Consider the following 24910-nt stretch of genomic DNA (forward strand, 5'->3'; position numbering starts at 1 on the left):
TCATCCCGAGCGCCGCCACCGCGTCCACGTGCGGCGATGTCGCGGTCGCCCCGGGCACGTCCCCCGAAGGGGTGACCGGTGCGCGTCGACCGTGTTGGAACGGGCACCGGGTCGGGTGGACCCTGGTGCGCGGAGGTGGGCCGTGCGGGCGGTGGTCACGAGGCTGGTCCGGGGCGCGTTCCACCCCGGCAACGAACTGGCCGGGCGCGGTGACCGGCTCGAAGGGCTGACGCTGCTCCTGCTGGTGCTCTGCGCGGTGCTGGCGGTGCCGGTCGCGGCGGCGATCGGGTCCGAGCGGTGGGCGTCGGGGCGGGCGGAGGCCGAACGGCAGCTCGACGAGCACCGGACAGTGCTCGCCACCCTGGTCGAGGACGCGCCCGCGCCGCGGGTGAGCGACCGGGGCGTGGCGGCGGAGCTGCGCGCACCCGTGCGCGCCACGTGGTCCGCGCCCGGCGGCGGCGCGCGCGAGGGGCTGGTGCCCGCGTCGGCGGGGGTGCGGGCGGGCGGCTCGGTGCCGGTCCGGGTGGACGCGGACGGCTCCGTCGTGCGGACCCCGCTGACCCGCGAGGGCGCGGCGGTCGACGCGGTGGCGCTCGCGCTGGGCGTGTGGACGGCGGTCGTCGCGGTCACCGGCCTGCCGCACCTGCTGGTCCGCGGCGCGCACCGCGCCCTGCGCCGCCGGCGCTGGGAGCGCGAGTGGGCGCAGGTCGCGGCCGAGTGGAAGACCTGACGCCTCAGAACGCGTAGGTGACGACGAACGCCGGGTGGTCCGTGCGGTACATGGCGTGGGACGCCGTGGAGACGAAGGTCAGCGAGCGCGCGGTGACGTGCTGCACGTCGCCGTCCCCCTTGCGGAACCAGCCGGACGGCACGCAGTTCTGTGCGCTGGTGGACGAACCGGGGCTGTAGCGCAGGTTCAGGTCGCCCGCGACGACGTGCCGGGTGGTCGCCGAGCCGGTCGGGTCGAACGACAGCGGCATGGCCGGCAGCAGTTCCCGGCACTGCGCCAGCGCGGTGGTCGCCGAGGTGCTCAGGTGCGTGGTGCACGCGGTGAAGCCGCGCACGGCGCTGAGCGCACACCCCCACGCGCGCATCTCGGTGCCGCCGTCCTGCGCCGAGTAGACCCCGTTGCCCCCGGCGGCGATGCCCTCCTCGACGATGATCCCGCTCCCGTACGCCCCGCGCCCCGCCGTGCACTGGTAGTCCGAGCCGGTGGACCGGTTGCGCGCGGGCGCGAACCGGAACCCCGCCGCCGCACCGACGGCGGCCGTGAGGCGGGACATGTCGGACAGGCACACCTCGTTGACGGAGACCACGTCCGGCACCCGCCGCCCGATCACCACCACCGCCTCGTCCACCGCCCGACCGCCCTGGTAGCACCCCGCGACCCCGCTGTTGCACAGGTTCATCTGCACCACGACGAACGGCGTGGCGGCAGCGGCCGTGCCGGTGCCGGTGCCGGTGCCGGTGCCGGTGCCGGTGAGCAGACCGCAGAACAACAACGCGGCCACGACGAGCGACGTTCGGCGCGGGGTCCCCATGCGGCCATCGTCACGGCGGCGGGGTGCCGGGACAACCCCGGCACCCCACTGCTCCCGCTCAGAGCACCCCGCGCCGAACCCCGAGCACGAGGAGCGCGCCGAGCACGAACGCGACCAACCCACCCAACGCGAGCCACGTGACGTCGACCCCGGTGGCGGCCAGCCCGGCAGCCGAACCACCCGCCGTCCCGCTGGCCGCCGGACCCACCGGCGGGTTCGGCGGCCCCGCCGCGGGCGGTAGCGGTGGGTCCGGGTCGGGCTGGTGCTCGCCGGCCTCGACGTGCACGTCTCGCGGCCAGTCCTCCCGCCAACCGGCGGTGACCGTGAACTCGTCGCCGCCGAACACCGGCACCCATGGTCCGACGACACCGAAGTCGTGCAGACCGACGGGCACGTCGTAGAACGCGAACCACCCCGACGCACCGGTCGTCGCCCGTGCGATGACCGCACCGGTCACCTGATCCCGCAGGTACACCTTCACCCACGGGATCGGTCTCGTCGGGAAGACGCCGCCCTTGTGCGGCCTCACCAGGTAGCTCACCAGGGTCCCGGCCGCTTTCGCCACCCTGAGGCCGGGCACGCGTGCGATGGCCTCGCCCGACGCTTGCCCGGTGGTCCCCGGGCTCACGGCCAGGATGCATTTCACCCGCATGTACCCCTGTCGGGCGATCATGGCGTCCACCGGGAACGGCACCCGGAAGACCCGCGTGGAGCCCGGCGGCAGGATCGCCCCCCGCCCCTCGGGCGACAGGTCGCCCAGGTCGAGCGGGACCTGGCCGGCGCAGAACGCCCTCACGTCGGAGAGCAGCCTCTCCCCACCGTTGGTCAGGGTGATCGTCAGGCGCGCGACGTCCCCCTGCCCGTAGGTGGCGCGGTCGAAGGCCACCGCGGCGGTGACCGAACGGCCGAACGGAGCGATGCCGCGGACGAGCACGTCGGGGTCGTCGACGCCGGCGAAGTACCACCGGACCGCGGAGGGGAAGTGCCACTGTTCGGAGTGGACGTCGAGGGCGTAATCCCCGCTCGGCGCCCTCTCGAACACGAATCGCCCGTTCGCGTCCGTCACGGTGCCCAGCCTCATGTACGGCAGGTCGCGCCTGCTCCACGTGACCGAGACGTAGATCCCGACGAGCCCTTCCCCGGCGTCGACCGCCCCGTTCCCATCGGCGTCCCCGTAGACGGTGCCCGCCAAGGTGCCGCGGACGATCGTCATCAGGACGGAGGCGGTGGCCGTGTTGTCAGCCGGGTTCGCGTCCTCCACCTCGGTGCCCACGGTGACGACGATGGTCTGCACGTCGTCGGGGGCGGACAGGCTGCCGACGAGGTGCCCCTCGGAGGTCTCCCCCGGACCGATCGGTACGCCGACGGGGTCCCAGGTGCCCGCGTTCCACGACAAGCTGCCGGACAGCTCCAGCCGCGCGGGGCTCGCGGTCGTGGCGCCGGCGTTGGTGATCGAAACGGATGCCGTGATCGTCTCGTCGAGCGTGTAGGAGGTCTTGTCGAACGCGACGGCGACCCGGAGGTCCACGCTCGGTCGGCCGGGTTCCGGCGCCGTCGACGTGGTGGGCACCGGGTCGGGCACGGGAGCGACCGGTTCGGCAACGGCGGTCCCGGTGGTCGTGGCCGTCGGCTCGGTGGATGTGGCCGGCTCGGTGGGTACGAGGACCGGCTCGGTGGGCTCGGCGGTGGGCTCGACTTCCGGCTCAGCACTCGGAGGAGTCGGTTCGGTGCTCGTGATCGCGGGCTCGGTGGTCGTGATGGGTCCGGTGTCGTCGGCGGTGGCCGGGCCGGTGGACGTCGTCAAGCACAGGACGGTGGTCAGCAGCAACGCACCGGCGGACCTCGGTAATCGGTACATGACATCGCTTCTCTCGGTCTCCGTTCACGGCAGGACTGCGATCGTGGAATGCCGGGACAACCCCGGCACACCACCGCTCCAGGTCAGACCACCCCGCGCCGCACTCCGAGCACGAGGACCGCGCCGAGCACGAACGCGGCCAACCCACCCAGCGCGAGCCACGTGACGTCGACCCCGGTGGCGGCCAGTTCACCGGCCGCCCCCGCCGGCGGGTCCACCCCGCCCGGCCCCGACGCGGGCGGTGGCGGCAGCGGGGTTCGGGGGTCGGGTTGGTAGGGGCCCGGTTCGACGAACACCATCCGCAGCGGCGGTTGGTCGTCGTTCGCGCTCACCTCGAAGGTGGTCGAGAACATGATCTTCCACGGTCCGACGACGCCGATGTCGTGCCGACCGACGGGTACGTCGTGGAACGAGAACCTGCCCGTGTCCGCGGTCGTGGCCCGCGCGAGGACCGCACCGGTCGTCCGGTCCCGCAGGTACACCTCGCCCCCTGGCACCGGGGGCAGCGGGGACACCGGCCACGGTGGTGAGACGAAGAGGTGCCGCAGGGCGATTCCGTCGACCTTCTCCACCCTCATCCCGGGAACGCGTGCGAAGGCCGACGCGAACGCCGACCCGTTGTGGTGGGGCGGCGACCCGAACGTGCAAGCCACCTCCGTGTAGCCGCGGTGGGACGTGGCGGAACCGATCACGTACGGCACCTCGAAGATCCGCGTCGTCCCCGGCGGCAGGGTCACACCGGGGCCACCGAGCGCGAGAGCGCCGAGTTCGGACCCCGTCGGGCCGAGGTGCCCGCAGTTCGACGTGACGGCGGTGATCTGCACGGCGCCGCTGTTGGTCAGGGACAGGGTGAGGTGCGCGAGGTCGCCCAAGCGGTAGGTCTGCCGGTCGAGCACCGCCGACGCCGTCAGCTCTTCGCGGATCGGGTGGGCTCCGCGCACCACGACGTCCGGGTCGTCCACGCCGTCGACGGCGGTGTACCCGGAGAGGAAGACCCAGGGTTCCAGCACCGACCGGGTCCAGTAGTCGCCGCGGGGCAGGTCGTCGAACCGGAAGCGACCGCTGCCGTCGGTCACGGCGGCATGCGTGGTGAGCGGCCGGCCACCCCCTGTGGACACCTGGACCCCGGCGAGGGCCTCGCCGGGGTCCATCACCGCGTTGCCGTTCCCGTCGCCGTACACCGTGCCCGCGTACGTGCCGAGGACGACCGTGATCGAGGCGGCGGCGGTGGCGGAGTTGTCGGCCGGGTTCGCGTCGACCACGTTCGCGTGAGCCGTGACGACGATGGTGAGAACGGCGTCGGTCGTCGTCACGTAGTCGTTGAAGGTGCCCTCGTGGGTCTGCCCCGGATCGATCGGTCCGGGCACCCGCGGCAGGTGGACCGGGAACCCCTGGACCTCCAGCCACGCGTGGTCCGCGGTCGCGGTCCCGGCGTTGGTCAGCGTGACGGACCCGGTGACCTGTTCGTCGGCGAAGTAACCGGCCTTGTCGAAGGCGACGGTGACCCGCAGGTCGACCGTGCCCTCGGCGGGTTCGGCCGCGGCCGAGGAGGAGGGCGACACCGGGGTTGAGGTCACCGAAGTCGGCTCGGTGCTGGTGGGCGGGGACTCGGTGGTGTCCGCTGCGGCCGGGCCGGTGGACGTCACCAGGCAGAGGGCCGCGGTCAGCAGCAGTGCGCCGGCCGACCGCTGTAATCGGGACATGGGTCGCTTCTCTCAGGTCTCCGTTCACGGAGGAGCTGTGCCCCTGCCATCGCGGTGACCTTGAGGTTCGTTTCCCCGAGCCCCTACCCCGGACGGCGACCGGCAGTCCGGTCCGGCCGGCGGCGGTCAGGGCGTACGCGGTGCGCTGGGGCCGCGAGCCCTCGTGCGAGGTGCCCGACCACCGTGCGGAGCGAGCCGTGGGTGGACTCGGCGCTGCGCGCGTCCCCGTGTTCGCGCGTCCCGGCTCGGCTCGCGGGGGTGCGGCGCCCGCCCGGCCCGCTGTCCGCACGAGTGCGGTTGACGAGCGGCCGATCTGCTTAACATGGGTGTGGTGACCTCGGTGCGCGGCCGTTACGACTACACCGTCGAGTTGGTGTTCCACGACGCCGAGGCGGTCGCGCAGTACCGCCGCGACCGGTCGACCGTCCGGGCGGCCCTCGGTGGCCTGGACCACGAGGTCGAGCCGATCGGCAGCCGGCTCGTCCCCGGCATCTGGTCGAAGCCGATCATGGACCTGATGGTCCGCGTCGAGGAGCACGACCTCCTCCGCGCCGCCGTCCTGATGGCCGCGGAGGGCTTCCAGGCCATCACCATCGCCGAGCTGTCGCGCACCATGCTGCGCCGCTGCCGCCCCGGCACGACCGCACCGGACCTGCACGTCCACCTGGTCACCCCGGACGCGTGGTCGTCCAGCCCGGAACGCGCCTTCCACCGGATGCTGCACGAGCGCCCGGCCGTCGCCACCGCCTACTCCGCGGTCAAGCACCTGGCCCTGGAGCTGAGCGGTGGCGACCCGCAGCGCTACGGCACCGTCAAGGGCCGGTTCATCGAGTGGCTGGCGGAGGCCGACCACCCCTGACCGGCCGGACGGCGCACGCGCGCCGCTAGCCGAGCAGGTCCCACACCTGGTGGTCCGAGGAACCGACGGGCTGCTGCACGACGGGCGCGCCCGCCTCCCCGTCCACCGACAGCGCGAGCCCCGAGTGGGCGAACACGAGCCGGTAGCCGGCGGCGGGCGTGCCGCGCAGCCGGAGCGACTGGTTGACGTTGCCGGTGCGCTGGAACTGGATGGCCTGCACGTCCGGGTCGAGGCTGGAGGACGGCAGGTCGACCGCCTTCCCGCTCAGCTCCGACACCAGCTCCCAGCCCTGCGGGTTGGCCTCGAACCGCCACAGGTGGTCCCCGGTCCCGCCCGGTGGCAGGCCGACCAGCGGCGCCTCGTCGGCGGTCGACGCGTCCAGCACGGCCAGCTCCAGGCCCGTGGCCCGGTTGCGGACGGCGTGGTGGCTGCCCATCACCGGCCACGCCTCGGGCGCGTCGGCCACCGGCAGCGGCACGGCCAGGTCGCCGCGCCACCGCCGGTCCGCGCGGTACTGGCGGCTGAGCAGCTCGTCGTAGAACCCGCCCGGCGGCGGGCAGTCGACGCCACCGCCGGGGCAGATGTCCACGTCGTGCGCGGCGTAGGCGCGGAACGCGCGCCGCTTCAGGGCCGCGTCGCGGGGCCCGAGGTTCGGCGGCTCGTCGCGGATCGTGTAGTCGCGGTAGGCCACCAGCTCCGGTGCGGGCGAGTGCCCGACCAGGGCGGCCCTGGTCAGGCGCGCGGCGGCGACGTGGTCGCGGTGGAAGTAGAAGTCCTCCAGCGGCAGGTCGGCGGTGTGCTGCCGCTGGAGGTCGGCGGTCGGGTCGGTGGTGCGCACGACGTCCGGCGCGAAGTCCGCGACCACGGCGCGCAGGTGGTCGACGAGCAGTTCGCGGTCGACGGTCTGCGCGGGCGCGTGGTCGAGCGGCCGGCCGGTGACGGCCGCGTCGCGCGCGTAGAGCCGCCACAGGCGGTTGGCGGGCGCGGTCGCGTTGTCCGGTAACCGGTTCTCCAGGATCGACACCCGGTCGCCCAGCGTCCACAGCGTCGACGCGACCCCGCCGAACGACACCGCCCACGACCGCCACGGCGTGCCCGCCAGACCCGCCGCCTGCGCGTACGCCTCGCGCACGCCCAGCTCCCGGGCCAGCATGTAGTCCGGGTAGCCGTGGTAGTCCGACGCGACGAGGAAGACCGTGCGCACGACGGCCCGGTCGCGCAGGTCTCTCAGCAGGTCCGGGCTCAGGAACAGCAGGTCGTCGTCGTGGTGCGCGACGACGTTGAGCACCCTGGTCATCTCATCCCCCTCGGAAGTCCCCCAGTGCGGATGTCGTCCGCACGGCGCCCGACGTTAAGGGCCCGCGGCCCGCGGCGCGGGGGTGTTGGCGATGTCCACGCGGATGGTGTCCGTACCCCGCAGCGGGGTGGAGGTCAGCCGTCCGACCGGTGATCACCGATCACCGGTCGTCGGCGCAGGCGAACAGCCGCAGCGCGTCGTAGCGGTAGTGCGTACCGTTCACCCCTCGTCCACCGCGCTGCGCGGCAACCCACGTGTCAGGACCGAAGTGCCTGGACAGCGGCGAAGCGGTTCTTGACGTTGTCGGTGAGCCGCTTCAGGCCGAGCAGTTCCAGCACGGCACGCTGCAACGCCTCCTCACCGGTGCTGCCGTTCCGCCGCGCGACGTGGTCGAGGAGTGCGGCCAACTCGCTCGGGGGCACTTCTTCGAAAGATCGCGGTCCCAACTGGCGCATCCGCACCTCCGCCTGGTCGGGCAGACGGTACGTGCGCGGCTTGACCCCGCTCTCGCCGAGCGGGTTGTCCTCGACGAGCCGGCCTTCGCGCACCGCTTGGGCGATCGCCTTGTTCAACTCGCCCGCGATCGACTTGGTGACCCTGATGGAGCCCGAAGTCCGGACGTAGGCGGTGTGCAGCCGGCCGCCCAGCACAGGTCCCTCGGCCTCGACGAGGCGCACCAGGCCGTCGAGCAGCTCCCGCCGCGACGCCTCGGAGACCTGGACCACGGTTCCGTTGAACTGGCCGTACGCACCGAGCACGGAGGCCGGGGCGGGTGACGCCTGCTCCACGACCACCGCGGGAGACGGCTCGTCGAGGTGCTCCGCGACCACCGGCGCGTGCACGACCTGCTCCGGGACGACCGGCCCGGTGACGACCGGTTCGGGCGTCACCGGTTCGGGCACGACCGGTTCGGGCACCACGATCACCGGCGCAGGCTCGACGACGGGCACCACCCGGCCCTCCGCTGCTGTCGGCCGGTCGTCGACCTCCGACGTCCACCCGGAGGGGTGAACCTCCAGTTCGTGCAACGCGTCCCACAACCGAGCCATGACTGCGGGCCGGTCGGCGTAGAACTCCGACTCGCGGATGCGGAAGAACCTCCAGCCGCACCGCTCCAGGTCGCGCTGCCGTGCCATGTCGCGCTCGTACGCGTCGGGTCCGTGCCACGCGTCACCGTCGCACTCCACCGCGAGCCTGGCCTTGGCGCCCACGACCACCAGGTCGATCCGGTAGCCCTCGGCCGGGAACTGCGGCACGACGCTGTAGCCGCGGTCGACGAGGCGGTTGAACACCCGCTGCTCGAACAGCGAGTCGAAGGGCTCGACACGACGGTCCTCGGGCACGGCCGTGTGCCTGGCGTCGTCCACGCCGTCCACGCGCCCGGACAGCGCGTAGCAGTAGTCGAGCAATTGGAACCGCATGTCCTCGGGGTTGCCGAGGTCGGACAGGCGCAGGGAGTGGAACACCCACATCTGGTCCTTGGCGCGGGACGCGGCGACGTTGAAGCGCTGGACGTACAGGTCCTGGGTCAGCGCACCGATCCGCTTGCCGGGTTCAGCGGCCTTGACCATGGACAGGAACATCACGTCGCGCTCGGAGCCCTGGAAGTCCGCCGAATCGCCGCACCGCAGGTCGCGCGCCTTCCACTCCTCTGGCGGGATGCGCTCCAGCAGGCGCTTCTCGATCCTCTTCGCCTGGGCACGCCCGAGCAGCGACACGACGCCGAACGTCAGGCCGTCGTACCGCGGATCGGCGATGCACTTCTCGATCTGGTCGACGACGGCGTCCGCCTCGACCGGGTTGACCTTGTCGGTCACGCCGCGCTCGTAGCCGTTGTCGAGGAACACCGGCTTGATGGGCTCCAAGCGGTCCGCGCCGTACTGGCGCACGGGCACCAGCCGGATGCCGTCGGGCTCGTAGGCGATCCGGTTCGAGAAGCCGATGATCTCGGGCACGCAGCGCCGGTGCTCGACGAGCGTGGTCATGCCCTCGAAGCGCATCTTCGCCTCGTCGAACAGGCTGCGCTTGGGGTCCTGCCACGACGCGCGGTACGGGTCGTCCCACAGGTACTGCTCGGCGAGGTCGCGCAACTGCTGCTGGTCGGTACCCACAGCCGTGGGCGAGACCTGCTTGTCGTCGCCGATGACCACGATCTTGGGCGCGAGGTACTGGAGGAACGTCGCCTCCAGCCCCGCCTGGGACGCCTCGTCGACGATCACGACGTCGAACATGTCCGGCTGGACGCGGAACTGCTCGGCGATCCGGTAGACGGGCATGATCCACACCGGCACCGCCGGGCGGCAACGGTCCATGGCCGCCTTGATGTCGGCCCTGCGCTGGTTCGCGTAGACGCCGGTGCCCTTGCCGAGCAGCTTGACCAGCTGGGCGTACTGGAGCAGGTCGGCGCGGGCCTTGCCGGACAGCCGCTCCGGCGACACGGCGTGGCCCCAGGCGCGTTCGGCGGCCAGTCGTTCGACACGGCCGCGCACCTGCTCCTCGACGTGCAGCACCTCGGCTTGGAGGGCGTTGACGTCCTCGTGACCACGCCCGAGCACCCACGCCCGCACCACGGCCCACGCCCACGCGGCGTCCCAGTCGGCCAGCCGGGTCGCCCAGACCGGGTCGCGCGGGTTCGCGGACACCGCCTCGTGCACGCCGGGCAGCGCTTGGACCAGCGTCGCCGCGATCTCGTCCCGGCGACGCGCCAGCGCGGCAACCCCGGTCAGGCGAACCAACCTGTGGTGGGCTACCGCGTACGACTCGTGGTCGCGCTCCTCGGCGGCCCGGGCCAGGTGCTTCACGCACGGCGCGGCGTCCGCCCACCGCGCCACCTCGGCGATGGTCCCCACGACCTCCAGCAGCGGCACGGTCGCGGCGGTGCGCGCGTCGGACGCGGCGGCGGCGTCGACGAGCCGGGCGTAGGTCTGGACGGCGTCGAGGTCGGTCCAGTTCGGACGTGGGAGGCCGAGCCCCGCCAGGCCGCGCTCCTCCCCTTCGAGGGCCTCGCCCAACGCCAGCACGCGGCGCAGCTGCTCCAACTCGGTCACGTGCCACTGGAGCCGTTCGCTCAGCGTGTCCTCGGCCGGGACGTGCACGGAGTCGGGCCACGCCCGGTCCAGCGCGTCCAGCGTCCTGGTGGCGTCGGCCCACATGAGGAACGCGTCGAGCTGGTCGGCGCCGGTGGGCGGGACGCCGTTGACCCGCACCGCCTGGAACAGGGGGTGGGCCTGCTTCACGGCCTTCGGGGCGAACGCCCCCGTCTTGGGCGAGCCGTCCGGGTTGGTCTTGAGCTTGCCGCCGTCGCCGACGTGCGCGCGGAGCGCCCCGGCCAGGGCGACGAGCGCGCCCATGTCGGCCGGGCCGACGCGCACCTCGGTGAGCGGGCCGAGGCGATCGACGAGAGGACTGACGCGCCCGATGAGCCGGCCGATCTGCTGCCCGCGCGACCGCCAGTGGTTCGCCCGCCCGGCGAGCACGTCGGACAGCGCGTCGTTCATCCACTGCTCGCGCCGCCGCGACAGGTCCTCGGCCTCCCGCGCGAACTTGTTGAGCCGCTGCCGCAGCACCGTGCGCGTGGACTGGTCCAAGCGCCGGACGGCGTCGAAAGCTGTGTGCCGGGTCAGGCTGCTGTGCCCCTCCTCGGCCGCGATGGCTTGGCGCTCCGCGGTCACGAGGGCGAAGAACACCTCGGGAGCGGGCACGTCGGCGAGCGGCACGAGCTTGAGCCGCGATTCGGGCTCGTCGGCGTTCAACGCGTCGTCCACGACGCTCCGGTGCCACTCGACGATGTCACCAGCGGGCACCGGGGACGGGGCGACACCGATCACGGTGCTCAGGTCGGCCACCCAACCGAAGCGCTCCCGCTCCGCTTCCACGCGCTGCGCGAGGACGGCGAGCGTGCCCCGGTAGTCACCGACCGCGTGCTCGGCCACCTCTTCGCCACGCGCGTCGAGCAGGCGCCGGTACAGCCCCGCCCGTCGTAGGCGGAGTCCTTCGATCGCCGTGACGTGGTCCTCGACGGCCCGCCGCGCGGCCTCGGCGTCGTACTCACTGGCCACATGGCTGATCCGCTCCACGGCGACCTTGAGGTCGGCCAGGTCCGAGCGCGAGGAGCCGACGACCGAGACGGCCAGCGGCGCGATGGCCTCGGGCAGCTTCGCCCGCACCTCCTTCAGTGCCCGGTCGGTGTGCGCGGTGACGAGCACGCGCTTGCCCTGCGCGAGGAGGTGGGACAGCAGGGCTGCGACGGTGTGGGTCTTGCCCGTTCCGGGCGGACCTTGGACGAGGGTCTGGGCCTTCGCGTCGACCTGCGTGAGCACGCGCAACTGCCGGTCGTTGACCGGCAGTGGCAGGAAGAGGTCGTCGTCGAGCTCGACCAGGGCGCCGGCCTCGGGCGAGCGTTCCGCGGTCGGCCGGTGGTCCGGGTCGACGAGCGGGAGCAGCCCGTCCGGGACGACACCGGACTCGCCGAGTTGCACGGCGACCGAATCGAGGATGTCGACGATCCCCTGCCGCGAACGCCTGCGCAGGACGACGGCCGGTGCGAACGCCGCCACGGCGTGCGCACCGGGCTTCTGCGCGTTGTCCTCGTCCAGGTAGGCGGCCTCGCCGTCCAGGGCGTGCACCAGGCGGCGCAGCACGCCGCCCACCACGTCGCGGTCCAGGACGGCGGAGGTGACCTCGCGAGCCTCGTTCCTGATCTGCACGACGTGCTGCGGGTTGGCCACGCGACCCGGGTCGAGCATGTCCAGTTCGACGTTCAGACCATCCGCGACCTCGGCCTGCTGAAGGGTCAGCCGCCCGGTGGCGTCGTCGAAGTGGATCACGGCGGGCACGGTGGCGAGGTGCCGGCGCACGACGTAGTGGCCGGGCGGTGACCACGACAGGCAACCGACGCCGACGACGAGTTCGAGTTCCTCGGCGTGCCCGGCCGCGGTGACGTAGGCGGAGAACAACTCGTTGTAGACGTTCCGCGCCGGTCGATCGCGCAGTTCGCGCTCGGCCCACTCCGACCAGCGCGCCTCCCACCCGACGTGGGCCTCACGGATCTCGGGCGCGTCGTCGAGTGCGGTGCGCTGCTCACCCTCGCCGATCGACTCGCGCAGACGCGGAGGAACGCTCGGGTCGTCCCACTCCCCCTCCAGCCAGGGCCGCAGTTCGGCCTCCGGGTCGGGGGCCTCTTGGTGCGCGACCCGTTCGACCGTGAGCAGGGCCGTGCCGGGCTCAGGCGCGTCCTCTCGGTGCGCGGACCGGATGAAGGGGTGTTCGGGCAGCTGCCCGAACCACAGCACCGAGTCGTAGCTGTCGGTGGTGCGGGGTGGGTTCGACTTGAGCTGCTGGCTCCGCGCGAGGAACTCGAAAAGCCGTACCGCTCGATCAACCGCCGTACCCCGCGGATTCGGAGCAGCGCTGTTGTCCGCCACAGCCGTCCCCCCTTCTTCGCCACCACCGAACTGATCACGATGCTCATCGCCGGCGGGGCGTGCGGCGATACAGCCGACACCACACCGTTACGAAACCAGTCCGCACTTTTGCGGACAACTATCTTCGATGAGGGCCCGGACGCCAGGGAAACTGGTCCCACCGGCCTACCCGAAGAGCCCTTCGGCGTAGGGCGGGCACGACCTGATGCGGTGCCGAAAATATCGACGAACCATTTCACGACGGTCAACGCACGAATCACCCGACATTTCCCGCCGTACTCGTTCCCGAAGGGCAGGACCACGATCGGCCCACCGGGGCGGCAAGGATTTCCCCCGCCCGTGGTGACCTGTTCGCGCAGGACGACCGATCAGGCGTCCGCCGCCGACGCCTGCGCGCGCAGGCCCTGTCGGTAGCGCAGGGGGGACAGGCCGACCTCGCGCTTGAACGCGGTGCTGAACGCGCTCTCGGACGAGTACCCGAGCCTCGCGGCGAGGGCGCCGACCCGGACGTCGTCGTCGCGCAGCGCCCGTTGCGCGAGCAGCATCCGCCAGCGGCCGAGGTAGGTCAGGGGCGGGACGCCGGCCGCGGTCCGGAAGCGCTCGGCGAACGAGGTGCGCGACATCGCCGCGGCGCGGGCCAGTTCGTCCAGGCCCCAGGACCTGCCGGGGTCGGCGTGCATGAGCCCGATCGCCGGGCGCAGCCGCTCGTCGGTCAGCACCCGGAGCCACCCCGGGGGCGGTTCGGCCTGGTCGACGTAGGCGCGCACCACCTCCAGCACCAGGAGCTGCACCTGTTGGCGGATGGCGAACGCCGCGCCGATCCGGCGCGACCTCACCTCCTCGAACACCCGGTGGACGGTGCCGCGCAGGGCGCTCGTCCTGGCGGCCGACCCCCGGACGTGCGCGACCGGCGGGAGCGCCCGCGCCAGCAGCGCCCGGCCGGCCGGGTTGAGGTCGACCCGGCCGCCGACCAGGACGTCGTCGGTGGCGAAGTCGACGCCGGCGAGGTCGACGGCGGGGTCGTCGCCGGGCACGACCTCCCGGCGCGGCCCGTCGCCCGTGCCGCCCTCCAGCTCCAACCACGACCGGTCGTTCAGCACGACCACGTCGCCCGGTTCGAGTTCGACGGGCCGGTCGAGGCCGTCCGCGCTCAACCGCGCGCGACCGCTGACCAGGGCGAAGAACTTCAGCGGGGTGGTGACCTCCCCGCGCGAGACCCATGGGCCGCGCACCGCGAACCCGCCGGAGAGCACGCCGCGGACCTCGACGAGGTCGAACACCTCGGAAAGCTGGTCACCGTCCACCTCCGTACTATCGCGAAGGAAAAGCGGACTGACAACTATTCAGAGTCCGCACGGCGCGGAGCAGGCTGGACGCATGACGCCAAGCACCACGCACCGCCAACACCCCGTCGGGTCCGGCTTCACCGCCGCGTCGACGGTCGACGACGTCCTGGAGGGCATCGACCTCACCGGCCGGAACGTGGTCGTCACCGGCGGCCACTCCGGCCTCGGGCTGGTGACCACCCGCGCGCTGGCCGGGGCCGGGGCCTCGGTCACCGTCGGCTCCCGCGACACCGACCGCGCCGAACGGGCCCTCGCCGGGATCGAGGGGGTCGAGGTGCACCGGCTGGACCTGCTCGACCCGGCGTCCGTCGACGCCTTCGCCGACCACTACCTCGACACCGGCCGACCGCTGCACGTCCTGGTCAACAACGCGGCCTTCGCCTCCCCCGGCGGGCTCACCCGCGACGCGCGCGGCTACGAGGCGCAGTTCGCGGCCAACCACCTCGGCCACTTCCAGCTGACCCTGCGCCTGCACCCCGCCCTGCGCGCGGCGGGCGGCGCCCGGGTCGTCACCACCACCTCGGGCGCGCAGCGGGCGACCGACATCCTGTGGGACGACCCGCACTTCACCACCGGCCGGCACGACCCCGGCCTCGCCTACGCCCAGTCCAAGACCGCGAACGTGCTGTTCAGCGTCGAGCTGGACCGCCGCTGGGCCGCCGACGGCATCCGCGCCTACGCGCCGCACCCCGGCATCGTGCCCGCCACGGCGTTCAACAGGTCGGTGGGCGTGGAGGCTCAGCGGGCCATGGGCCTCGTCGACGAGGCGGGCCGGCCGGTCATCGACCCCCGCCGCGGGCAGAAGACGCCGGAGCAGGGTGCCGCGACGATCGTGTTCGCGGCCACCAGCCCGCTGCTCGCCGACGTCGGTGGCGTGTACCTCAACAACAGCGACGTCACGCCGCTGGACGAGGACCCGGCGCCGCTCGACCCGTTCGACCCCGGTCCGGACGGGATGCCGGTCGACGCCGTGCCGCACTCCGTCGACCCCGCGTCGGCCCGGCGGCTGTGGGAGCTGAGCGAGCGGCTGATCGGCGGGTCCGCGGGCTGACCCGCCGGGGCGGGGGTCAGGTCGAGTCGCGGACCACCAGCTCGGTCGGCAGGATCGCCGCCGCCGGCGGCTCGCCGTTCATCTGGTCCAGCAGCAGCCGGACCATCTCCCGGGTGATCCGGTCGAACGGCTGGCGCACGGTGGTCAGGGTGGGGCGGGTGGAGGTGGCGATGGCGGAGTCGTCGAACCCGCCCACCGCCACGTCCTCCGGTACCCGCCTGCCCGCGTCCTGGAGGGCGGTGAGCGCGCCCGCCGCCATCAGGTCCGAGGCCACGAACACGGCGTCCAGGTCCGGCGCCCTGGCCAGCAGCTCCGCCATGGCCGCCTCGCCGCCCGCCCGGCTGTAGTCGCCGTGCGCGATCAGCGCGGGGTCGGCGTCGTGGCCGACCACGTCGCGGTAGCCGGCCAGCCGCTCCACGCCGCCGGGGGTGTCGGTCGGGCCGGTGATGGTGGCGATCCGGGTCCGGCCCCGGGAGCGGAGGTGCTCGACGACCACCCGCGCGCCGGAGCGGTCGTCGGCCGCCGCATAGGCCACCGCGTTCTCGTGGCCCAGGGGCTTGCCGCAGGTCACCACCGGCACGCCCGACTCGCGCAGCTCCTCCAGCAGCGGGTTGCCGCTGTGCGAGGACACCAGCAGCACGCCGCCCACGTGGCCGGCCGCGATGAACCGGCTCGTCCGCTTGCGCTCCACGTCGGTGCCCGCGGTCATGAGCAGCAGCGGCACGTCGTGCTCGGCCAGCTCCTGCGTGCAGCCCTGGAGCAGGATGCTGAAGTTGGGGTCCTCGAACAGGCGGCTCTGCGGCTCGGTGAGCACGAACGCCACCGACGACGTGCGCTGGGTGACCAGGCTGCGGGCCGCCGGGTTGGCGACGTAGCCGGTCGTGCGCACCGCCTTGAGCACCGCCTCCAGCGCCGACGGGCTGACGTTGCGCCCGCCGTTGAGGGCGCGCGACACCGTGCCCCGGGACACCCCGGCCACGGCCGCCACGTCGTGGATGGTCGGCCGGGGTCGGGGCTTGCCGCGTTCGGTGCTCATAGGCCCTTCATGCTTTCACGGCCCCGGAGAGCAGGTCGATCCGCCAGTACCGCTGGAGGGTGAGGAAGAGCACGACCAGCGGCACCACGGACACCAGCGACCCGGTGATCGCCAGCGAGTACAGCGCCGGGACGGTGTTGCCCTGGTTGAGCAGCGTGTAGAGGCCGAGCGTGACCGGGAACTTCGTGTCGTCGCCGAGCATGATGAACGGCAGCAGGAAGTTGTTCCAGATGGAGACGAACTGGAACAGGAACACGGTGACCAGGCCGGGCAGCATCATCGGCAGGGCGATCGAGCCGAGGATGCGCCCCTCCCCCGCGCCGTCGGTGCGGGCGGCCTCCACCACGTCGTCGGGCACGGCCGCCGCCGCGTAGACGCGGGCCAGGTAGATGCCGTACGGGCTGACCACGCTGGGGATCAGCACGGACAGGTAGCCGTCGGTCAGCCCCACCTCCGACAGCAGCAGGTACTGCGGCACGGCCAGCACCACGGCGGGCACGAGCACGCCCGCGATGAGCGCGTTGAACAGCACCGACTTGCCGCGGAACTCGTACTTGGCCAGCGCGTACCCGGTAACGCCGGACAGCGCCGCCGACAGCAGCGCGCCGACGCCCGCGTACAGCGCGGAGTTGGCCATCCACGTCCAGAACAGGCCGTCGCGGTGGGCGAACAGCTCGCCGAGGTTGTCCGGGAGCGACCCGCCGACGGAGAACGTCGAGGTGGAGAACAGCTCGTCGCTGCTCTTGGTCGCCGCGACCAGCACCCACGCCACGGGGAACAGGCAGTAGGCCGCGCCGAGCAGCAGCACGGCGGTGGGGGCGCGCCTCACCGCAGCCCCCCGAACCGGCGGGTGACCCGCAGCAGGCCGAACGAGATCGCGAACATCACGGCGGCGATCACCACGGACGTGGCCGCCGCCGAGTGCGTGTCGCCGCGCGCGAACGCGTCCTGGTAGACCTTCATCAGCGGCGTCCACGTCCTCGACAGCGAGTTGGTCAGCGGCGCGAGCGTCGTCGGCTCGGCGAACACCTGGAGCGTCGCGATCACCGAGAACAGCCCGGTGAGCACGAGCGCGGGCGCGAGCAGCGGGACCTTGATGCGCACCGCCACCTGCCACGGCGAGCAGCCGTCGATGCGCGCCGCCTCGTACAGCTCGCGCGGGATGGACCGCAGCGCCGTGTGCAGGACGACCGCGTTGTAGCCGACCCCGCCCCAGACGGCGATGTTGGCCAGCGCGAAGTAGATGCCGGTCGGCGACAGGAGGTCCACGCCGGGCAGCGACAGCTCGCGCAGCAGCTGGTTGAGCGGGCTGGTGGCGGGCAGGTACAGGAAGCCCCACAGCAGGGTCGCGATGACGCCGGGGACCGCGTACGGCAGGAAGATCGCGAGGCGGGAGAACCCGCGCGCCCGCACCCGCTCCTCGTCCAGCAGCAGCGCGAACACCAGGGCCAGGCCGAGCATGGTGGGCACGAGCAGCGCGCCGTAGGCGAGCACCCGCAACGCGCCCGCGCCCAGCTCGGGGTCGGTGAGCGCGCGGGCGTAGTTGTCCAGCCCGGCGAAGACCTCGCCGCGGCTGCCCCTGCCCAGCCCGAGGCCCTTCACCTCGGTGCGGAACAGGCTCGTCCAGACCGTGTAGCCGATCGGCAGGGCGAAGACCAGCAGGAACAGCACGACGGCGGGCGCGACGAAGGCGTACGGCGCCACCCGGGGCGCCGTGCGTCGACCGGTCGGGGCCATGCCTCAGCCCACGACCGCGAAGCCGTTGGCCTTCAGGTCGCCCACGGTGGCCTCCTGCATCGCCGCCAGGGCGGGCACGAGGTCGCCGCCCGCCGTGATGGCCTCGCCGAAGGCGTTCTTGTAGGCGGTGTAGGCGACGTTGACGTTCGGGCCCCAGCTGAAGCCCGACGAGGTGGCCGCGATGTCGGCGGCGGTGGCGTAGAAGTCCGGCTGGTTGGGGAAGAACGCGGGCGGGGCGGCCAGCGCGGTCTGCGCGGCCTTCGACGCCGGGTAGACGCCGCTGGTGCCGACCAGGTCGGCCACCGCCGCCGGGTCGGTGTTGAGCCACAGGGCGAACTCGGTGGCCGCGTCCCGCTTGGCGGAACCGGCGGTCACGGCGGTGGTGGAGCCGCCCCAGTTGCCGGTCCTCGGCGAGGACGCGTCCCACTGCGGCAGCGGCGCCATGGCCCACTTGCCCCGCGTGGCCGCCGCGTTGCCCGCGAGCACGCCGGGCGCCCACACGGCGCTGACCCAGCCGATCTGGGTGCCGTCGTTGAGGGCCTTGTTCCACTCCGGGGTGTACATCGGGGACTTGTCGACCGCGCCCTCGGCGACCAGGCCGCTCCAGTACCCGGCGACCTTCCTGGTGGCCTCGTCGTCGATGGCGACCTTCCACGCCTCGCCCTCGACGGACCACCACTGGCCGCCGGCCTGCTGCACGAGGCCCGCGAACCAGCCCGGGTCGTTGGAGGAGAACGTGCCGAGGTACCTGTCCGGCGCCTTGGCGCGCAGGTCGCGGGCGGTCCGCGCGTACTCGTCCCAGGTCGTCGGCACGGTCAGGCCGTACTGCTCGAACAGGTCGGCGCGGTAGTAGAACATCATCGGTCCGGAGTCCTGGGGCACCGCGTACACGCCGCTGCCGCCCAGCGTGACCTGGTCCCACACGCCCGGCGCGAACTGGTCGCGCACGCCGGCGGCGGCCCCGGAGACGTCGGCCAGCACGTCGTTGCCGACCAGGGTGGGCAGCGCCTGGTACTCGACCTGCGCGAGGTCCGGTGGGTTGCCGCCCTTCGCGCTGGTCAGCAACTTGGTGACCAGGTCGTCGCCCTGCGCCTGCCCGCTCACCACGACCCTGGTGTCGGGGTGGGTCGCGTTCCACTTTTCCACTACCCGGTCGATGTTCGGCGCCCACGCCCAGAAGGACAGCTCGACGGGGCCGCCCTCCTCCTCCGCGCCGCTGCCGCAGCCGGCGAGCAGGGCGAGACCGAGTCCGACCGCAAGGGCTTTCCTGGCCAGGTCGAGTCGCATTGGTATCTCCGGGGGGGGTTCGCGTCGCTGACGCCGCTGCCAGCGGTAACCGCACTGTGAACGTGCACAGTAGTTGTGCGCATCAGTCGGCTGTCAACCACTTGATACCTGCTTTTATCTGCGCCGTAATCTCCATCGAGACCGTGCACGTTCACAGCGCAGGAGCTTCCATGACCTTCGTGGCACCACAGCCCGCCGACCTGGCCGATCCGTTCTGGCCGGTCGGCGTGGCCGGGGTGGTCTACGGCGGGGACTACAACCCCGAGCAGTGGCCCGAAGAGGTGTGGGCGGAGGACGCGGAGCTGATGCGGCGGGCCGGGGTGAACCTGGTCAGCGTCGCCATCCACTCGTGGGTGCTGCTGGAACCCCGGCCGGGCGGGTTCGACTTCGGCTGGCTGGACCGCCTGCTCGACCTGCTGCACGCCCACGGCGTCGCGGTCAACCTGGCCACGCCCACCGTCGTGCCGCCCGCCTGGCTGTACCGGGCGCACCCGGAGATCCGGCCCGTCACGCGCGAGGGCGTGGTGCTCGAACGCGGTTCGCGGGCCACGTTCTGCCCGTCGGCCCCCGCCTACCGCGAGGCCGCCGCGCGCATCGCCCGCGCGATCGGCGAGCGCTACGCCGCGCACCCGGCGCTGGCGATGTGGCACGTGCACAACGAGTACGGCGCGCCGGTCGGCGCGTGCTACTGCCCCGAGTCGGCCAGGGCGTTCCGCGACTGGCTGCGCGAGCGGCACGGGTCGCCGGAGGCGCTCAACGCGGCGTGGGGCACCAGCTTCTGGGGCCAGCGCTACGGCGACTGGGACGAGGTCGAACCGCCGCGCGCCACCGGCACGGCGGGCAACCCGGCGCAGGAGCTGGACTTCCTGCGGTTCTGCTCCGACGAGCTGCTGGCCTGCTACCGGGCCGAGCGGGACGTGCTGCGCGCCCGCTCGTCCGCGCCGGTGACCACGAACTTCATGACCACCAACTGCCGGTCCATCGACTACTGGCGCTGGGGCCGCGAGGTGGACGTGGTCGCCAACGACCACTACCTGACCGCCGAGGCGGACCGGAACCACATCGACCTGGCCATGTCGGCCGACCTGACCCGCGCGGTGGCGGGCGGGCGGCCGTGGATGCTCATGGAGCACTCGACGGGCGCGGTGAACTGGCAGCCCCGCAACATCGCCAAGCGGCCCGGCGAGCTGGCCCGCAACAGCCTCGCGCACGTGGCGCGCGGCGCGGACGCGGTGATGTTCTTCCAGTGGCGGGCCTCGCGCTTCGGCGCGGAGAAGTTCCACTCGGCGATGCTGCCGCACTCGGGCACCCGCAGCCGGGTGTGGCGCGACGTCGTGCGGCTGGGCGCGGACCTCGGGTCGCTGGCGGAGCTGCGCGGCAGCCTGGTGCGCGCGGACGTGGCCGTGGTGTGGGACTGGGAGTCGTGGTGGGCGCTGGAGCTGGCGTGGCGCCCGTCGGTGGACCTGGACTACCGCGAACGCGTCGCCGCGTTCTACGAGCAGCTCTGGGACGCCCACTTGACCTGCGACTTCGTCGCGCCCGGCCAGGACCTCGCCGGGTACCGGCTGGTCGTCGTGCCCTCGCTGTACCTGACCGCGCCCGGCACGGCGGCGGTGTTCGAGCGGTACGTGCGCGACGGCGGCACGCTCGTCGTGTCGTACTTCTCCGGCATCGTCGACGGCAACGACACCGTGCACCCGGGCGGTCACCCCGGCGCGCTGCGCGCGGTGCTCGGCCTGGAGGTCGAGGAGTTCCTGCCGCTGCGCGCCGACCAGCGCGTGACGCTGACCGGGGGTGCGACGCCGACCGGGGGCGCGACGGGCGACGTGTGGGCGGAGGACGTCCGCCTGCACGGCGCGGGGACCGTGCTGTCCTACGCCGACGGCCCGGCCGCGGGCGGTCCCGCCGTGACCAGGCACGCGTTCGGCGGCGGCAGCGCCTGGTACCTGTCGACCCGGCTGCGCGGCGACGACCTGGCGGGCGTGCTGCGCGAGGTCTACCGGGACGCGGGCGTCGAACCCGCCGACCTGCCCCGCGACGTGGAGGTCGTGCGGCGGCACGGCCCCGACGCCGAGTACCTGTTCGTGCTCAACCACACCGACGCCGACGCGCGGGTCGAGGCGTCGGGCACCGAACTGCTCACCGGCGAGCGCTGCGACGGGTGGCTGACCGTGCCCGCGGGCGCGGTGGCCGTGCTGCGCACCGGCTGAGCGGACCCACCCATCGCGTTCTCGACGAGGAGGACGAACGAATGTCCGCATCCCCCAAGCTGTTCGCCGTCGCGGTGCTCGCCGCGGCGGCGGTGGCCCTGCCACCCCAGGCGGTCGCCGCGAGCACGCTCACCAACCCCGGGTTCGAGTCCGGCGCGTCCGGCTGGACCAGCACCGGCGGCGCGTCGTTCACCGAGGCGGGCGGGCGCGGCGGCGGCACCCGGCTGACCCACTGGGCGTCCGGCGCCTACCAGGTCGAGACCAGGCAGACCCTGACCGGCCTGGGCAACGGCTGGTACACCGCGCGCGCCTGGGTGCGGTCGTCCGGGTGGCAGAACACCGCGCACCTGGCCCTGCGCGACTGCGGCGGCGCGGAGCAGCGCGTGCCGCTGCCGGTCAGCGCGGACGGCCTGTGGACGCGGGTCGCGGTGTCCGCCCAGGTGTCCGGCGGCCGGTGCACGGTCGCGGTGGTGTCCGACGCGCGGGCGGGCAACTGGGTCAACGTCGACGACCTGGAGTTCGTCGGTGGGCGGGCCGCCGTGGCGGTGCGCGGCGGCGACACCTCGACGTTGCCCAGGGCGGAGGCCAACGGCGGCGTGTACCGCACCACGTCCGGGCAGGCGCAGGACGCGTTGCAGGTCCTGAAGGCCAACGGCATGAACCTGGTGCGGCTCAAGGTGTGGGTCGACCCGGCCGACGGCTGGAACACCAAGGCCCGCGTGCTGGCCATGGCCAAGCGGGTCAAGGCGCTGGGCCTCCAGCTGATGATCGACTTCCACTACTCCGACGCGTGGGCCGACCCCGGTCAGCAGCGCAAGCCGGCCGCGTGGGCGGGGTACTCGTTCGCGCAGCTCACGAAAGCGGTCTACGACCACACCTACGACGTGCTCAACGCGCTCAAGGCGCAGGGCACGACGGCCGACTACGCGCAGGTCGGCAACGAGACCAACCCCGGGATGCTGCTGCCCGACGGGTCGTCGGACAACTGGGCCAACCTGTCCGCGCTGCTCAAGAGCGGGGTGTCGGCGGTGCGGGCGGTGTCGTCGTCGACCAGGGTGATGCTGCACCTGGCCAACGGCGCGGACCAGGGCACGGTGCGCTGGTGGTTCGACAACGCGGTGAGCCGCGGCGTGCCGTTCGACGTCGTGGGCCTGTCCTTCTACGGCTACTGGCACGGCACGCTCGGCGAGCTGCAACGCACCCTCTTCGACGTGCCCGCGCGGTACGGCAAGGACGTGATGGTGGTGGAGACCGCCTACCCGTTCACGATGGCCGACGCGGACTTCGAGCCGAACGCGTTCAGCGACCCCTCGAAGCTGCTGCCCGGCTACCCGGCGACCTCGGAGGGCCAACTGGCGCACTTCCGCGACGTGATCAGCGTCGTGCAGGCCGTGCCGCGCGCGCTGGGCGTCGTGTACTGGGAGCCCACCTGGTACGCGGTGCCCGGCAACGGCTGGGACCCGGACAACCCGGACTCGGGTGACGGCTGGGACAACCAGGCGCTGTTCGACTGGTCGGGCAGGGCGCTCCCGGCGATCACCGCGTTCCACCGCTGAGGCGGTGCCGCCGGTCCACGGGCGTGGACCGGCGGCCCGTTCGACACCGTGTCGTGCGCAGGACCCGATCACCGCGCGGGAGTGCGGTCCAGGTCACGCCGCCTTCCGGCACACAGGTTATAAGCTATGACCTGTCGTCGTCCGACCGGGAGGAGCGCCACCCCGTGCTGCCGGAACCAGCGCCCGTGTTCCAGACCAAGGCCGAGTTCGCCTACAACGAGGTGCGCCGGCGCGTGCTCTCCGGCGAGCTGGCGCCGGGTTCGGTGATCAACCAGGGGCCGCTCGCGCAGGAGATCGGGATCAGCACCACGCCGCTGCGCGAGGCGTTGAAGCGGCTCAAGGCCGAGGGCCTCGTGGAGCTGGGCGCGCACCGCGACGCGCGGGTGGCGGAGCTGCGCGCCGAGGAGGCGCGCGACCTGGTGGAGCTGCGCCGGGCGCTCGACCCGGTGGCCGTCGACCTGGCCGCGCGGCGGCGCACCGCCGACGACGTCCGCGAGATGCGCGAGGCGGCCGAGGGGCTGCGCGCGCTCACCGCCGACTCCGGCCTCGACGAGCTGGCCGTGCACCGGCGGTTCCACGCGGCGCTCTACCGCGCCTCGCACAACGCGCTGCTGGTCGAGGCGCTCGACGGGCTCTGGGACAAGACCGACCGCTACCGGCGGCTCGCGCTGGAGGTCGAGCGCGCCGAGGACGAGCGGGCCCGGAAGGACCGCGAGCACGCGGCGCTGCTGGAACTGGTGATCGCGGGCGACGGCGACGGCGCGGCGGCCGCGATGCGGGAGCACGTCGACACCAGCCTGACCGCGCACGCGGCGTGGCGGCTGTCGAAGCGGCCGTGAGGCGCACCGCGACCGTCGCCCTGTTCGGCCACGCGGTCCTCACCCAGGTCGTCACGTTCGTGCTGCGGCCCACCGCGTCCTACCGGGCGCTGGAGCTGGACGTGCCCGCGTCGTGGCTGGGCGCGCTGTCGGCGTGCTTCGCGCTCGTGCCGCTGGTGCTGGCGCTGCCCGCCGGGCACCTGGTGGACCGGGTCGGCGAACGGCGCGTGCTGGTCGCGGGCAGCGTGCTGATGACCGGGGCCACGGCGGTGTTCGTGCTCCTCGACGACGGCCTGCCCGGTCTGCTGGCGGGCAGCGTCCTGCTCGGCACGGCGCACCTGTGCTGCGTGGTGGGCCAGCAGGCGCTGGTGGCCAACGCCGCCTCGGGCGGCAGCCTGGACTCCGCGTTCGGCTACTACACGTTCGCCGCCTCGCTCGGCCAGCTGCTCGGGCCGCTGCTGATCCCGCTGTTCGGCGGCGGCGGGTCCATCCCGGACACCGGGCCGATCTTCCTGGGCACGTGCCTGGTCAGCACGCTGCTGGTGGTGTGCGCGGTGCCGCTGCGGAGCAGCCGGACCACCCGCGACCGGTCGTCGGGCGAGGCGGTGGGCCTCGGGGCGCTGCTGCGCCTGCCGGGCCTGGCCAGGGCGCTGACCACGAGCTGCGTGGTGATCGCCGCGGTGGACATCTCGCTGGTCTACCTGCCGGCGCTGGGCGCGGAGCGCGAGCTGTCCGCGGGCCTGGTCAGCGCGCTGCTGGCGCTGCGGGCCGCCGCGTCGATGGTGTCGCGCGTCCTGCTGGGCAGGCTCAGCGCGGCCCTGGGCCGCAAGCGGCTGCTGATCGGCGGCGTCGCGACGGCCGCGGTGGGCCTGGCGTGCTGCGCCGCGCCCGTGCCGGTGTGGGCGCTGGTGGCGGCGGTGACGGTGGCCGGGCTCGGCCTGGGCGTCGGCCAGCCGCTGACGATGTCGTGGCTGGCGGGATCGGCCCCGCCGGGCGCGCGCGGCCGGGCGATGTCGCTGCGCCTGACCGGCAACCGCGCGGGGCAGGTCGTGGTGCCCGCCGCGGTGGGCGCGGTGGCCGCGGGCCTGGGTGCGGCGGGCGTGCTGGGCCTGACCGCCGTCACCCTGGCCTGGACCGGTTACCTGGCCCGCAAACTGTCCGTCGACTGACAGCGGCGGGCCAGGTCCC

17 protein-coding genes are annotated in these 24910 nt (G+C 73.2%); 7 read left to right on the forward strand and 10 right to left on the reverse strand.

Annotated elements, in window-relative coordinates; genetic code table 11:
• The first annotated feature begins 142 nt into the window (after window positions 1-142).
• On the forward strand, window positions 143-730 hold the full coding sequence (locus ACRAKJ_RS28305; protein ID WP_438921221.1) for an Rv1733c family protein: 588 nt from the start codon (window positions 143-145) through the stop codon (window positions 728-730).
• Window positions 731-734: 4 nt separating this feature from the next.
• Here ACRAKJ_RS28305 and ACRAKJ_RS28310 read toward each other — a convergent pair whose 3' ends face one another.
• From ACRAKJ_RS28310 to ACRAKJ_RS28320, 3 genes are all read right to left on the reverse strand, one after another.
• Entirely contained in the window at window positions 735-1541 is an 807-nt protein-coding gene (locus ACRAKJ_RS28310) for an endonuclease/exonuclease/phosphatase family protein (RefSeq protein ID WP_438921222.1), read from the reverse strand.
• A 58-nt stretch (window positions 1542-1599) separates the two neighbouring features.
• Entirely contained in the window at window positions 1600-3399 is a 1800-nt protein-coding gene (locus ACRAKJ_RS28315) for a hypothetical protein (RefSeq protein WP_438921223.1), read from the reverse strand.
• 83 nt (window positions 3400-3482) lie between these two features.
• Window positions 3483-5102, reverse strand: a complete 1620-nt coding sequence (locus ACRAKJ_RS28320) for a hypothetical protein (RefSeq protein ID WP_438921224.1) — start codon at window positions 5100-5102, stop codon at window positions 3483-3485.
• Window positions 5103-5433: 331 nt separating this feature from the next.
• Here ACRAKJ_RS28320 and ACRAKJ_RS28325 point away from each other — a divergent pair, with 331 nt between their 5' ends.
• The gene (locus ACRAKJ_RS28325; protein ID WP_438921225.1) at window positions 5434-5961 is read left to right on the forward strand and encodes a GrpB family protein; all 528 of its coding nucleotides are present in this window, start codon (window positions 5434-5436) and stop codon (window positions 5959-5961) included.
• A 25-nt stretch (window positions 5962-5986) separates the two neighbouring features.
• On the opposite strand, the gene ACRAKJ_RS28330 is transcribed toward ACRAKJ_RS28325, so the two are convergent.
• The 3 genes from ACRAKJ_RS28330 to ACRAKJ_RS28340 form a co-directional block, all read right to left on the reverse strand.
• Window positions 5987-7258: an RICIN domain-containing protein gene (locus ACRAKJ_RS28330; RefSeq protein ID WP_438921226.1), complete on the reverse strand. Its 1272-nt coding sequence runs from the start codon at window positions 7256-7258 to the stop codon at window positions 5987-5989.
• 257 nt (window positions 7259-7515) lie between these two features.
• Window positions 7516-12549: an AAA domain-containing protein gene (locus ACRAKJ_RS28335; protein ID WP_438921227.1), complete on the reverse strand. Its 5034-nt coding sequence runs from the start codon at window positions 12547-12549 to the stop codon at window positions 7516-7518.
• Window positions 12550-13049: 500 nt separating this feature from the next.
• A complete protein-coding gene (locus ACRAKJ_RS28340) occupies window positions 13050-13985 on the reverse strand; it encodes a cupin domain-containing protein (protein WP_438921228.1) in 936 nt (311 codons plus the stop codon).
• A 73-nt stretch (window positions 13986-14058) separates the two neighbouring features.
• On the opposite strand from ACRAKJ_RS28340, the gene ACRAKJ_RS28345 reads away from it, so the two are divergent.
• Window positions 14059-15078, forward strand: a complete 1020-nt coding sequence (locus ACRAKJ_RS28345) for an SDR family NAD(P)-dependent oxidoreductase (protein WP_438921229.1) — start codon at window positions 14059-14061, stop codon at window positions 15076-15078.
• Between the two features lie 16 nt (window positions 15079-15094).
• Here ACRAKJ_RS28345 and ACRAKJ_RS28350 read toward each other — a convergent pair whose 3' ends face one another.
• From ACRAKJ_RS28350 to ACRAKJ_RS28365, 4 genes are read right to left on the reverse strand one after another with little or no spacing between them, the layout of a single operon-like run.
• Entirely contained in the window at window positions 15095-16114 is a 1020-nt protein-coding gene (locus tag ACRAKJ_RS28350) for a substrate-binding domain-containing protein (protein WP_438921230.1), read from the reverse strand.
• Window positions 16115-16121: 7 nt separating this feature from the next.
• Window positions 16122-16943, reverse strand: a complete 822-nt coding sequence (locus ACRAKJ_RS28355) for an ABC transporter permease subunit (protein WP_438921231.1) — start codon at window positions 16941-16943, stop codon at window positions 16122-16124.
• On the reverse strand, window positions 16940-17818 hold the full coding sequence (locus ACRAKJ_RS28360) for an ABC transporter permease subunit (RefSeq protein ID WP_438921232.1): 879 nt from the start codon (window positions 17816-17818) through the stop codon (window positions 16940-16942). Before ACRAKJ_RS28360 ends, ACRAKJ_RS28355 begins: the two co-directional genes overlap by 4 nt.
• Window positions 17819-17854: 36 nt before the next feature.
• Window positions 17855-19138: an extracellular solute-binding protein gene (locus ACRAKJ_RS28365; RefSeq protein WP_438921233.1), complete on the reverse strand. Its 1284-nt coding sequence runs from the start codon at window positions 19136-19138 to the stop codon at window positions 17855-17857.
• Window positions 19139-19308: 170 nt separating this feature from the next.
• Here ACRAKJ_RS28365 and ACRAKJ_RS28370 point away from each other — a divergent pair, with 170 nt between their 5' ends.
• The 4 genes from ACRAKJ_RS28370 (at window position 19309) to ACRAKJ_RS28385 (ending at window position 24891) form a co-directional block, all read left to right on the forward strand.
• Window positions 19309-21348: a beta-galactosidase gene (locus ACRAKJ_RS28370; RefSeq protein ID WP_438921234.1), complete on the forward strand. Its 2040-nt coding sequence runs from the start codon at window positions 19309-19311 to the stop codon at window positions 21346-21348.
• Between the two features lie 41 nt (window positions 21349-21389).
• The gene (locus tag ACRAKJ_RS28375; RefSeq protein ID WP_438921235.1) at window positions 21390-22904 is read left to right on the forward strand and encodes a glycosyl hydrolase 53 family protein; all 1515 of its coding nucleotides are present in this window, start codon (window positions 21390-21392) and stop codon (window positions 22902-22904) included.
• A gap of 164 nt (window positions 22905-23068) precedes the next feature.
• Window positions 23069-23743 carry an FCD domain-containing protein gene (locus ACRAKJ_RS28380; protein WP_438921236.1) on the forward strand — a complete coding sequence of 225 codons (675 nt, stop codon included), beginning with the start codon at window positions 23069-23071 and terminating at the stop codon, window positions 23741-23743.
• A complete protein-coding gene (locus ACRAKJ_RS28385) occupies window positions 23740-24891 on the forward strand; it encodes an MFS transporter (RefSeq protein WP_438921237.1) in 1152 nt (383 codons plus the stop codon). Before ACRAKJ_RS28380 ends, ACRAKJ_RS28385 begins: the two co-directional genes overlap by 4 nt.
• The last annotated feature ends 19 nt before the right edge of the window (window positions 24892-24910 follow it).

The organism is Saccharothrix sp. DSM 118769, from assembly GCF_052936295.1.

Coding starts and splice junctions, on each gene's coding strand:
- ACRAKJ_RS28310 (WP_438921222.1), bottom strand. CDS start 1,541: ATGGGGACCCCGCGCCGAACGTCGCTCGTCGTGGCCGCGTTGTTGTTC.
- ACRAKJ_RS28315 (WP_438921223.1), bottom strand. CDS start 3,399: ATGTACCGATTACCGAGGTCCGCCGGTGCGTTGCTGCTGACCACCGTC.
- ACRAKJ_RS28320 (WP_438921224.1), bottom strand. CDS start 5,102: ATGTCCCGATTACAGCGGTCGGCCGGCGCACTGCTGCTGACCGCGGCC.
- ACRAKJ_RS28330 (WP_438921226.1), bottom strand. CDS start 7,258: ATGACCAGGGTGCTCAACGTCGTCGCGCACCACGACGACGACCTGCTG.
- ACRAKJ_RS28345 (WP_438921229.1), top strand. CDS start 14,059: ATGACGCCAAGCACCACGCACCGCCAACACCCCGTCGGGTCCGGCTTC.
- ACRAKJ_RS28350 (WP_438921230.1), bottom strand. CDS start 16,114: ATGAGCACCGAACGCGGCAAGCCCCGACCCCGGCCGACCATCCACGAC.
- ACRAKJ_RS28365 (WP_438921233.1), bottom strand. CDS start 19,138: ATGCGACTCGACCTGGCCAGGAAAGCCCTTGCGGTCGGACTCGGTCTC.
- ACRAKJ_RS28370 (WP_438921234.1), top strand. CDS start 19,309: ATGACCTTCGTGGCACCACAGCCCGCCGACCTGGCCGATCCGTTCTGG.
- ACRAKJ_RS28375 (WP_438921235.1), top strand. CDS start 21,390: ATGTCCGCATCCCCCAAGCTGTTCGCCGTCGCGGTGCTCGCCGCGGCG.